Source organism: Xenorhabdus kozodoii, assembly GCF_002632875.1.
In the GTDB taxonomy this organism is placed as follows: Bacteria; Pseudomonadota; Gammaproteobacteria; order Enterobacterales; family Enterobacteriaceae; genus Xenorhabdus; species Xenorhabdus kozodoii.
In genome coordinates, this window is sequence record NZ_NJCX01000006.1 from 1 (window position 1) to 12562 (window position 12562).

Here is a 12562-nt window from a genome sequence, read left to right on the forward strand (position 1 = left end):
GGTTGGCATTGCCGGTTCTGGCCAGCGTCAGGTTGAGGGTAAACAGTTCGGACAGGCCTTCTTGCAGGGAAAATTCGGCCACGGCGAAGGTGGCCTCCGGCACGCCCGCGATGTGAAAGACAAAACGTAAGCCACTTTTCATGTTGATGTGTTCCTTCGGGGTTATTTCATGAATGCCTTACATGGCCGGGCGCAGCCCATCGACATGCCAGAACTCCCACAACAATATAAAAATGGCCGTCCGGTCAATAAAAGAGGTTTATTGTACACATTTATCAGTAAAATTAATTAACCGATTAGATGGAATTTTCGTCTGGTTTTGGTGGGGGATGGGGGAGTTAATCATATTTGGGCAGAAATTTAGATAAAAATAGGGAATGTCTGGTGACGTATTTTTTGCATTTGGTAAAAAAGCCTTGTTTGCTAATTTTTAGGTGTTTTTCTGCATTAAAAAATAACAATCGCCATCCCCATAAATATGGGGTTATTTGTTTATCGCGATCTTGTCTGAAGTGGTAGCGACAGCGATGTTAAAAACAGCCGATGGTTTCACTCGCTTGGTTCCGTCCATTGTTGTCGTGGTGGGATATTGCTTATCGTTTTGGGCGTTGTCACACGTTGTAAAAGTCATGCCTTTGGGGATTGCTTATGCGGTTTGGTCTTGTCTTGGTATCGTTTTAGTCTCTATTGCCGGCCTATTTTTATATCAACAAAAATTAGATTTACCGGCAATTATCGGTATGCTTCTTATTATTGTGGGTGTTTTAGTGATAAATTTGTTTTCTAAAAGTTCAGGGCACTGAACTATACCCAAATATATTAATATCCAATAGCTAAACTGGAGAAAATATGTTGTTAAAGCGAGGGGCTATCCTTGTCAATCTGTTGTTGATAGGAACCATACTGGTCGGTTGCAGCGGGCACCAAACAGGTACATCATCAAGCCGTTACAAACATTTTCAATATGCTGATCTGGGTATTAACTTGAGTAAAGATGCCAGTGAAAGTTGTACTGATGCCGGCGGCATTCCGGCATTAACCAAACAATTAAACGGCCATCAAATACCTGTTTGCCAACTGGCGAATGGTCGCCGTTGTAATGAACAGGCTCTGTTGGATGGTGGGTGTACGTCTTTTTAGATTTTTTATGGCAAAGGCGTGTGTCGTGTAGAAACATGCTTGTCAATTTTTAATCGAAACTGCTTTGGGCAGCATGATTGCAAGCTAATTGGGGAAAACCCGATATCACTCTGGTTTTCCCCAAGGTATGGTTATCTATCCTGATAAGTTCTTACTCATTTTGGTCAGAATAGGGGCGAACATGTTTCATGATGCACTCAAGTTTCTCGCAGGTTTCCTGCCATTCTCTTTCTGGTTTGGAATCTCTGACCAATCCAGCTCCAGCCTGGAGCCAACAGCGCCCTTTATACTGATAGAGAGAGCGTAATACCAACGCGGCATCCAGTTTACCTGAACTATCTAACAACATGACACAACCGCTATAAAGCTGACGTGGTTCACTTTCATAATGTGAAATTGCCTGCAAAGAAGGTTTCTTCGGTAAGCGAATAAATCAGTGACAGCAAGATGATGGAAACCCGCGTGTTGTAATTTGCCATGCAATTGAATGAGTTGTAGCGAGTTAGCTCCTGCCTCAAAAAAGTTTTGTTGTGTATCAATAGGATGATTTGTTACCGATAAAAACAGGCGTTGAATTTCACTGCATATTTGGGGATCGAACCCTTCCGAACGCGGTGATGCAATGGCAACAGCGGCGTTATCTTCAATCATTGTGCATTGCTGGCGTGGCATCAGTTGTTCCAATGCTGAATGCCAGCTTTCTGGTTGTGCAGCAAGGGTACGCAATAGCGCCATATAGCGGTTGAACATGTTTTGTAACTGATGCGGCTCAAATAATTCTTCGACAGCATCCCAGTTTAGGCAAAGCTCATTGTCAGATTCATAAACCTGATGATCCAACCAGATTTGTGGTGTTTGTGAGATCCCCCAAACCGGTTTTATCCATGATGAACGTGAAAGGAATTGCCCTTCATGTGTGCCCAATGCGCTGGTGAAAACGACTGGCATAATGGCCGCATCAGGGCCACGGCTCTGTGCCAGTTCACGCATCACTCTGATAGCTGAAATATGGCGGTGATCCAGATCCTGCCATAATTGTTGTTGCAGTCGACGGGCGCTTAATAACCAATTGTTTTCCGGATGCCAGGCCAGTAATGACAGTGAAGTGAAATCACCCAGAATGTGATTAATGTCTTCATGCCAGTGCGGGCGATCGAAAAGGGTAAGATTGAGGGTTAACTCTGGTCTGGTGCTGAATGCGGACAAAACAGCCGCATAAGCCGCAATTAAGAGTGCAGAAGGGGTTATCTGATGAGGTGCAGCATGTTGTTTTAACTGATTCCATTCATGTGCAGATAACCGATCGCTATAGCGCACAAAACGCGGAGATTGAACCCGTTCCGGTGCAATACGCAATGGTAATTGTGGGGCCAACGGTAATGTTTTCACTTGCTCCTGCCAATATTGCAGTGAGTTCTGATGTGCCGGCGTTTGTTGCTGGCGTAACACACAATCCCGGAAGGTGACTCTCAATGGCGGCAATTGGTGTTGTTCGTCGAGATATAGCTGTTCTAATTCGGCCAGCAATATCTGCATGCTCAGCCCGTCTAGTAATAAATTGTCCAGGCTGACAAATAGCCGGGAGACGCGGCGGTTGTCTTGTGCAAGTTGGAAATCGAACACCGGCCAGTGACTGGCATCTAATACCTGATGTGACAGTCGTTCGCGTAGTGTGTCTGCCTCAGTAATATCAGTGAATTGGTGTTGTTTGACCGAGAACAGGGGGACATCTTGCAATATCTGTTGTTGTCCATTAATCACAACAGTTCTAAGCACCGGATGACGCTGGATCAAGAGATTTAATACCCGGTTTAAACGTTGAACATCTAACTGTTCTATCCGATATTCGATAAAGAAATGGGCACCAACACCACTTAGGGCAAAACCAGGATGGCGTCCAACCAGATAAGCTTGCTGGACTTCGGTTAATGGGAAAGGCTGATATTCATCTTGTTCTTTTGGTATTGCATAGGTTTCTGATGCAGTTTCAGACAGAGGAGCCAGTGTTGCAGCAAACGCCGCCAATTGCGGGTTACGGAAAAGATGACCAAGTTCGCCTTTGAAGCCTTGTTGTGTCAGTTCACCAATCAGACGTGTAGCCAGAAGACTATCACCGCCAAGTTGGAAAAAGTCACTATTACGGCCTAACTGCTCGGTATTTAGTAGACGTTGCCAAATGTTGGCAACGGTTTGTTCCACCGGATTCAACAAGGTCATTTCATTCTGGTGTGACACGGCTGTTTTTGTAGTGGATTGCAGGGTTTGTGATAGCGCCTTACGATCGATTTTGCCGTTAGGTGTCAAGGGCAGACGCGGAATAACATGTAAACGCTGTGGGATCATATATCCCGGCAAATGTTGCGCCAGTACGGATTTAATTTTTTCCCGATCAGGAATGGTGACGTTGTCACTTGTTTGCATCAACAACACACTAAGATTGCCAATGGTAATAGGTGTTTCTGCGGGTAGTGGTAAAAGAGGCTGCCACTGTGACGAAGAGCGTAGCTGAATACCGTGAGGTGAGAGCAATTCCGTTGTAATCAGAGAGAGAGACGAAGCTTGTTGCAACTCCATTGCCAACACCAACGCGCCGGGTTGTGCCAGGGGCATCAACGCCTTGATGCAATTTGTTGGATCTTGCTCGCGGTGTAACACATTGTTTAGCAAGATGATATCTGCCTGATGCTGTAGCGACTCTGGAATTTGTTCTGACCCGCATTTTTTTGACCAATACTGTACTGATGCATGCCTATGATCACGTAACCGTGTTTGCATCTGGTTGATCAGTGCTTGAGAACGTTCAAAGCCGAGGTAAGACAGATGTTGGTCAGTGATATGTTCTGCCAGCCATTGAGCACAGAGGCCACTGCGGGCGTCGAATTCCATCAAAGTAACAGGGCGTTGTAACCGTTGAGAAAGGGCAATGATGATCTGTTTCAATCCTGCTAACCCTTGCTGGATTTCTGGTAGTACAAACAGCTGTTGTTCCGGTGAGAATTGCGGATCATCAAGTAATGTGACGGCTGCCTGTTGTCCGGTAAGAATGCTACGTAGCATAGAATGCCAGCGTTCAGGGATGTATCCTGCTTCATTATTGGATGTCGTGGCTGGCAACATGGCCTGATAGACATGATGTGTCGATTCAGTCAATTGATTGCATTGGCAAAGATATGCCAGCATCCGAGCAAAACAGTCATGATATTCCGGTAGTGGCTGATAGTGTTTCAGACAATCGGTGAGCGATTGAGGTGACGTAAACGTAATACCGTGACGAGACAAATGTTCTAGCAGAAATATGGCAACTTGAGGCTCACGGTTATCATCAGTTATTGCTTGAGCGGGGGGAAACAGATCACGGTAGCTTATGGGTAATTGTGGCGCACGATTTACGCGTTGGCATAAAGTCTCGCCTTCCAATTCAAGGAATGCCACCAGCGATTTCTCTTTTTCGCCACTAGCTAAAGCAACCCCTTTACTGATTCCGGTTACCTGATTGAGGGCAGCATCAATCTCTCCTAACTCAATTCGGTATCCACCAATTTTCACCTGGCTATCGCGACGTCCCATAAACTCAAGCCAGCCTGCGGGGTGGTAACAGCCCAGATCACCAGTGCGGTACCAGCGTTCTCCTTGATCGACGACGAATTGGGCAGAAGTACGCTCTTCATCATTAAAATAGCCTAATGCTACACCGGCACCACCAATCCAAAGTTCACCAACAACCCAGTCAGGGCAATCACGGCCATCTTTACCAACGACACGGTAGCGCTGGTTAGCCAAAGGATAACCGTAAGGAATGGAGCGCCACTGTGCGTCAACTTGTTTGACGATATATTCATTCGACCAGATAGCGGCTTCCGTTGCGCCACCCATAGCACTTAATACACCATCAGGATTGAATACGCGGTAACGCTCAGGCAGTGATAAACCGATCCAGTCTCCGGACAGCATCACAGTACGAAGAGCTTTCGGCGCATCTACCTCCATCCCTTCACAATAGGTCAGCAACATATCGAACAGTGCCGGTACGCTGTTCCACAACGTAACGTTATGATGCTCGATCAGCATTTCCCAGGTTGATGGGTCGCGGCGTTGGGCTTCATTAATTAATACCAGCGCGCCTCCTGCACTGAGAATGCCAAAAATGTCATAGACAGGGAGGTCGAAATGCAGGGCAGAAAGCGCCAGTAACCGGTCACTACTTTGGACTTGATGACGGCGATTGATGTCCAAACAGGTATTGAGTGCGCTTTGGTGGCTGATAACCACACCTTTTGGCATCCCGGTTGAACCAGAGGTATAGATGATATAGGCCGGATCAGTCACCGCACACTTGCACATGTTTGCTAAAGGAGATAATTGTTCATCCTGATGCCAGGGCATGCAGTGTATATCTGGTGACCAAACATCATTCTGATGTTCAGGGTCAATGATAACGATATTGATCCCGGCACTTTCACAGATTGCACGACGTCGGTTTAATGGTTGATCAACGGGAACTGGGACGTAGACCCCGCCGGCGTAAAGTATGGCTAATACGGCGACAATTTGTCCGATACCTTTTTCCATGCTAATGGCAACGCGGTCTCCCGGCATAACCGGCATTTTTTGCAGCACGGCGGCTAACCGGCGGGCTGCCAGACTTAACTCGCCATAACTCATTTTTTTATTATGAGTCACTAAAGCAACAGTATTTGGTGTGCGTTCTGCTTGTATGAACACTGCCTCATGTAGCAGGGCGTTTGGTAGTGGTTCAGCCGTGTTATTGATTTGATGCCGCAGATGGTATTGCGACTCAGGCATCAAATCCGGCAGCTTTTCGTTCCACTGCGTGGCGTTTTCCGTCAGATTCTCAATCAGTCCCTGATAAGCCGTGAATAAGGTATCCATTAAACCATCAGGGAAGAGTTCGTCGTTACTATCCCACTGAATATTCAGAGCATTTTCATGTTCAAAGGCAACGAAATCCAGCCATGCCTGAGGTGTTTGTGATATTCCCCAACTTGGTTTTCCCAAGACATCACGGGTATTTTCACCATATAAAGGCCGACCTAAATTGCTGGTAAATACAATTGGCGCGCCATGTGGGTGGCTACCTCGTTTCTTGAGTTCACGTAAAACTTCTACACCAGACCAGTGACGATGTTCGTAAGCTTTGGCAAAGGTTGTTTGTGCATCCTGAGCCAGTTGGCAGAACGGTAAATTATCACCAGGAATGTCCAGCAGCAGAATGTTGGTAAAGTCGGCTAACATGTTGTCAACCGCGGTATGCAGTGGCGCTCTGTCAAATAGTGTCAGGTTGAACAATAAGCGCGTTGCATTGTTCCAGCGGCATAATAAAGCGGCAAATGCAGTCGCAAGTGCCATAGTGGGTGTAACACCATTTTGCTGCGCGAGTTGCTTAAAACGTTCCCAATGTTCAGGTGCTAAACGAAAACATCTGCGCTGAATATGGACATCTTTTATTAGGGAAGGATCCCGAGCCAAAGGAAGCTGAGGAGCAAGCGGCAAAGTGTCTAACCGGTTACGCCAGAATATTTCTGCTTCTTGCCGAGCCTGTTTAAATTGAGCCTGATACTGTGTTAGATAACTGCAAAAATCATAGTCGGAACAAATAGCGGGTAGGTTGCGTTTGGCAATTAATGCTGCCAGTTCGGTGAAGAACAGACTGAAACTGGCAGCATCCATGATCAGTAGATCGATATTGGCATGTAATCGATGTTGATTATCACCAAATAGACTAAGCTGAAGATCGAAAGTTTCCCCGTCTTCAACCTGTAATACCCGGTGGCTCAGTTGTTTACGTATGTTGTTTAATGCTTGTTGTTGCTCATTAGTTGTCAGATTGCGCAGGTCATGAACCGTTAATTTTTTCCAGTAAGCATGGGTCATACCTTGCTGGCGTCCGTCTGGCAAAAACCGCACGCGCAACATCGAATGCCGCTGAATCAGCACATGAATCGCAGCTTCCAATTGTTCAGGTTCCAACCCCATGCCATCAAACTCTTGATACAAATGGCAACCAACTCCCCCCAACGTTTGTTCCGGAGAGCGCCCAACAAAATAAGCATGTTGTACTGCCGTCAATGGGAATGGGCGAGCATCTATAATCAGGGGGTGTGGCGTTGTATTTTTGGGCACTGTGTGAGCGACAGGTGCCTGACGTTGTAGAAGCTGACTCCAGGCGTGCAACGTTGGTTTTTGGTACAGTTCGCGCAGAGTGACGCGATGTCCCTGACGTCTGAATTGGTTTAACAATGCCATGATTTGCATTGAATCCAGCCCATTGCGAATTAAATCGTCATGATTGCCTACCAAAATATTTTTTTGGTTAAACAGGCTAGCGATAAGCTGGCGCAGTGAATCAGGGGAGAAAAGGTCCGTGTGCATGAGTAAATCCTATAAAATTGCAGTACCTAATAAATCAAATCGGTGGGTTCACCTTAAATTTGAGTGGATACCTGGGGAATATTGGGATCTAAGTGCCAATGCTCTTCTGAACCAAGGTGATTTTTCCAAAGGGATTGGTAAAGTGGGCAACGCTTCAATAATTCATCATGGGTACCGATATCACAGGGGGTTCCATGATCCATTACCAATATTTGATCAGCACGGGTTATCGTACTTAACCGATGCGCGATAACAAAGACGGTTTTATTCCGGATGAGGGAGTTAAATGCGCCTTGTATCAATTGCTCGTTTTCGGGATCCAGCGAAGCCGTTGCTTCGTCCAGGAATAGAATTGGAGACTGTTTTAAAATAGCACGAGCAATAGCAAGCCGTTGGCGCTCTCCGCCAGACAACGTACCGCCATCTACCCCTAAGGGTGTATCGTACCCTTGCGGTAATGCCATAATCGTATCGTGAATATTGGCGAGGCGGGCAGCCTGCTCCAGCTCTGACTGGGTTGCATGTGGAGCACCTAAACGGAGATTGTTAGCGACAGTATCCTGAAATAGTGCGGTTTCTTGGAATACCATTGTGACGGTGTCATACAGTGCTTGTGTATGGTAATAATGAATAGGGTTCCCACCCAGTCGGATTTCACCTTTGTCCAATTGATAAAATGAGAGTAATAAATAGGCCAGCGTGGATTTACCACTGCCACTTGGGCCGACAATGGCGGTCATACTGCCTTGTGGCGCATAAAATGACACATTTTGGATAGCTGGCTGGTGAGTACCTGGGTAGCTAAATGAGATATCGTTAACTGCAACATCATAGTTGTCTGGGGCGGCTAATGTCCCGGAGACTTGTGTTGCAATGGCTTCTATCTCTGCGATATGAGTCTCTCCGACTTGTGTCAGTGCGGTCACGTTGAGCAGGGGAATGATCCCGCGTAAAGGCGTAATAGTGGCAAACAACAATAGAACAGTGATCAGCATCTCAGGGAGAGTGAGTGCCTCATTAAAGCGTATGGCACTGGCCAGAATGCCAATAACCACGCTGGTATCAACAATGATGTAGAACAAGCTCAGTAACGGTATGCTTTTGAATATTCCACGGCGAAATGCGGCACGTAGTTGTTCAATTTCCTGGTCAAAGCGTTGTTCTACCGTTGTGGTAGCCGCGGCTGCGCGAATAAACGCCATGCCCTGGGCATATTCTACGATGGTTTCGGAGACATCAGCCATCATCGCCACCCGACGACGCAGTATTTCATTAAGTTTTTGCCGGACTCCCCCCAGAATGAGTAACCCAACCATGAGTACCAATAGGGCACAGCCAGCAACAACCCAGTCGAACCAGAATAAAGCCAGATAGATAAGCGTCAGCATCATAATCTGGCAGATGATTTGTGGGGTAGTATAGGCTGACTGGTTTTCCTGCCACTGTACATCTTCGGATAATGTGAGTGCTATTTTTCCGGCACTTAATCCACGAATGGTCGCTACGGACATACTGACAAGCCGTTGTAGCAAAGAGCGACGGATTTCTATCCCCAGCCCATAAGCGGTAATGGTGAGTTTACGTAATGCGCGGGACATAAAGGCGAACCGCAGCAACAGTAAAATAACCAATAAGGCCAGAGTGATCAGTGGCAGCATATCGTTGCTACTTTCTTTCTGATGCACTTCTTCCAGATGCGTGATAGCCCAGGCGGCGATAGCAAGTTGAGCGATTATTGCAAGGGTATCAAGCTGCTTATATAACAACCCACCAAGCCATACCCGTTGTAATTTTGGCGATAGATGTTGTTGGAGACGATTAAATAATCCCATGATTAATTTACTCCTGTTCCGGTATTTTCTCCCCGCCAAGCCGCCCACTGTTTGGCATACGCACCTTGTTGTGTGACCAGTTCATCATGGGTTCCTTGCTCAATAATTTGGCCTTTATCCAGGACCAGTATTTGATCAAGGTGACGGATGGTTGGCAGGCGATGGGCGATCACAATCACTGTCTTATTGTGGCATAACGCATTGAGTGCTTGTTGCATCTCTTTTTCACATTCTGGATCGGCGTAAGCGGTGGCTTCATCCAATACCAGAATGGGTGCGTTTTTCAGGATAGCGGCGGCAACGGCGATACGCTGTTTTTCCCCTACAGATAAGCTAATACCGCTGTTAAGCACGGTGTTGTAGCCTTGTGGTAGCTGTTGGATAAATTGGTGGGCTTGTGCTGCGATGGCTGCTGTTTCAACTTCCTCTTGTGAAGCATCAGGACGGGCCAATCGGATATTATTGGCTATCGTATCGTTGAACAGAAAGACCCGCTGAAACACAAAAGAGAGATGATTGCGCAGCGTGGGTTCATCCATGTTGCGAATATCAACCCCACCAACAGTAATTTTGCCTTGTTGGGGATCCCAAAGACGGGCAACCAAGCTGGCTATGGTGGATTTGCCAGAGCCACTGGCGCCAACCAGGGCGAGTGAACTGCCGGCAGGGACGGAAAACGAGATGTTATTTAATACATTGTCCTGCTTATCTTGATAAGAAAAGCTGACATTGTGCAACGCCACAGTGTATTCGACAGGAACCTGGCTTTGGGTACATGGTGCTAATTCAGGTTGATTCATTAGCCAACTAAAACGTGTGACTAACGCCTCTTGCTGCTGCACACGTGTCATTACAGAGAACATGGATGAAGCAATATTGCCGAATGCCATAGCAGCCAGAATAAAGAAGGTGAATTCAAATAGCGTGATCGCTTGTCGGTTAAATAGCCAAACCGCCAAAGGGAGGACAAACAGCAGATTAGCGCTAGATAGCACAAAAAATCGGCTGGATTTAACCTGCACTTTCTCAATCCAAACATCAATAATATGAGTCAGGGCAGTAAAGGCTTTTTCCGCCCGCTGTAGCGCAATATTGCCGCCTGAATAGGTTTTTACCACAGGAATAGCGTTGATAACTTCACCCATTGTCGAAGCAATACGATTTTGGGCTGCGTAAAAGCGTTGAGTTGTGGTTTGAACTTTCATCTGGATATAGATGAATAATAAACAGGCACCCAATGTGGGAGCAAAAGCCGCCAATGCTAAGCGCCAGTCAATGACTAACATTACACTCAATGCGATCAAAGGGCCGAACACGGTTGCTGACATCTCTGGAATGATATGGGCAACACCATCCTCAAGTTGTTCGACGTCATCTAACATCATTTTCTTGATTTCAGTGCTGTCAGTCTGCATAAAAAAACCTAAGGGAACTGACTTCAACTTCTTGCTGATCTTGTGACGGACGTCAGCCTGAACATCAGCAGCGATCAAATGAGAAACAAACGTTGAAGCACTGAAAGTCAGCATGGCGGCAAAAGTGAAGCCCAGTAACATGATGCCGTAGCTCAGTAACGTGTCATATTGCCCGTCATAGATAGACTGGGCAATAAGGCCAGCAACTGCTGCCGGCAGTATTTGTAGGCCGGCAGAAATAATGGCAAGTGCAATCGCAACGTAACTTAGCGTACGGTATGGGCGCATCATAGCCCACAATGTCTTAATAACACCGGCATCAGCCGCACGTTGCTCTGGAGAACTCTGGACAGAAGGATCATTGTTGGGCATAGGTATTTTCCTTTTGGAAATGACGATTTTTACGTAATGTCCAAAACAAACCAGAGAGGGTGAAGAGTAATGCAAGGGCAAAAAGGGATGCGTAGCTTGCGTTGGTCACAATCACTCCACCCAGCATTGAGCAGATGATGGCAATACTCATATCTGCGGATTGCATCAACGCAAAATCGACACCTGACTGCGCACCTGCCGCCAGAGACATCATTTGGGTATATAAGGCAACAAATTTGGCTGCGGTGATTAATGTGATAAAAACATAGGCTGCTGAAAGCAGGGATAGGGGAGCTTCTGGTTGTTGGGCAAGCCAAAAAATACTGACTAAAACCATACATTCAAGCAGCATGAGCCACAATAATGTTTGAACGGCACCTAATTTACGGATAGTGATACCGCCAATCAGGACACCGGATAATCCGGCCAGTGCGCCACCACTGGCAGCGATAATCCCTAATTGGGTTAAATCTACCCCGCGATCGACTAAAAAGGGGGAGAACATACCGAGTGACAGGCGTGTCCCAATCATACATAACAGTATTAAAATCAGTGCCTGTTTAACCGGGGCTCGGCGTAATGCACGCTTTAGGGATGGCTTTGGCGCTGGTGTGTTCGATGTTTTTGAAGCATTCGATTCTTCCTGTCCCCGAGTTTTCTGGTTGAACAAGACAGGCACTGACATTAATAGAATCACTATAACTAACATGCCTGCACCAATGTGCCAGCCATACAGCGAAGTCAGATATAAAAACAGGCCGCTACCAATAATGGCCCCCAGATAACTGCCTCCAACTTGCATGACATTGCTCCAGGGGCGATGCTGCGGTGATAATCGATCGATCGCATGACCATCTGTGGTGGTATCGACAACGGTCAGACAAAGGGTCACCAGAAACAGTGCCACGATGATCAGCGACATATGTTCGGCAGGTTTTGCTAAGGACATTAAACCTAAAATCAGTGCAATTAACAGGTTGCCGCAGAGTATGATGCGGCGGGGGTTAATATCCCCCGAACCTGATTTACGATAGCGTTCTACAACGGGAGCCCAGAGGAATTTGAATGCCCAAGGTAACATGAGTAGATAGAGTAGTCCTATCTTATCTGGGGTAACGCCCTGGTTGCGTAGAAATGCCGGCATGCTTTGTAACGTTAACATACCAATGGTACTTTGGATGGTGTAAACACCCGCCAAAGTCAAAAGTAGCAACGAGACGTGACGGCGGTATGGGATATTTTGCGTCATAGTGCAACGCTCACATCCAGCCCAACATTCCGTCCCTTATTTGTCATGTATAATGCACTGTTTCCTAGACGATGTCGTCATGAGATTTTCAGCCAAAGAACAAGGCAACGGATTTGCACTGCGGCAAGAAAAGACGCGCTATTTTTTGCATAGCGAGTGGCTAT

Annotated in this window: 8 protein-coding genes and 1 pseudogene; 3 read left to right on the plus strand and 6 right to left on the minus strand. The window is 46.6% G+C overall.

Features of this window, described 5'->3' with window-relative positions:
- Nucleotides 1-169 precede the first annotated feature (169 nt).
- The 3 genes from Xkoz_RS23695 (at nt 170) to Xkoz_RS05000 (ending at nt 1140) form a co-directional block, all read left to right on the plus strand.
- Nucleotides 170-292 (plus strand): hypothetical protein, encoded by a 123-nt coding sequence (locus tag Xkoz_RS23695; RefSeq protein ID WP_279627389.1) that lies wholly within the window; start codon nt 170-172, stop codon nt 290-292.
- A gap of 184 nt (nt 293-476) precedes the next feature.
- A complete protein-coding gene (locus Xkoz_RS04995) occupies nt 477-803 on the plus strand; it encodes a DMT family transporter (protein ID WP_099141127.1) in 327 nt (108 codons plus the stop codon).
- Nucleotides 804-849: 46 nt separating this feature from the next.
- Entirely contained in the window at nt 850-1140 is a 291-nt protein-coding gene (locus Xkoz_RS05000; RefSeq protein WP_099141128.1) for a putative hemolysin, read from the plus strand.
- A gap of 151 nt (nt 1141-1291) precedes the next feature.
- Here Xkoz_RS05000 and Xkoz_RS05005 read toward each other — a convergent pair whose 3' ends face one another.
- From Xkoz_RS05005 to Xkoz_RS05030, 6 genes and pseudogenes are all read right to left on the minus strand, one after another.
- Entirely contained in the window at nt 1292-1546 is a 255-nt protein-coding gene (locus Xkoz_RS05005) for a chorismate-binding protein (protein ID WP_244183397.1), read from the minus strand.
- The gene (locus Xkoz_RS05010; RefSeq protein WP_244183398.1) at nt 1480-7530 is read right to left on the minus strand and encodes a non-ribosomal peptide synthetase; all 6051 of its coding nucleotides are present in this window, start codon (nt 7528-7530) and stop codon (nt 1480-1482) included. The genes Xkoz_RS05005 and Xkoz_RS05010 overlap by 67 nt, the downstream gene beginning before the upstream one ends.
- A gap of 53 nt (nt 7531-7583) precedes the next feature.
- Nucleotides 7584-9362 carry an ABC transporter ATP-binding protein gene (locus Xkoz_RS05015; protein WP_099141129.1) on the minus strand — a complete coding sequence of 593 codons (1779 nt, stop codon included), beginning with the start codon at nt 9360-9362 and terminating at the stop codon, nt 7584-7586.
- A 2-nt stretch (nt 9363-9364) separates the two neighbouring features.
- Nucleotides 9365-11149, minus strand: a complete 1785-nt coding sequence (locus tag Xkoz_RS05020; RefSeq protein WP_099141130.1) for an ABC transporter ATP-binding protein — start codon at nt 11147-11149, stop codon at nt 9365-9367.
- On the minus strand, nt 11136-12398 hold the full coding sequence (locus tag Xkoz_RS05025; RefSeq protein ID WP_099141131.1) for an MFS transporter: 1263 nt from the start codon (nt 12396-12398) through the stop codon (nt 11136-11138). Before Xkoz_RS05025 ends, Xkoz_RS05020 begins: the two co-directional genes overlap by 14 nt.
- A 77-nt stretch (nt 12399-12475) precedes the next feature.
- Nucleotides 12476-12562, minus strand: a pseudogene (locus Xkoz_RS05030) (IS5/IS1182 family transposase); the annotation flags it as partial.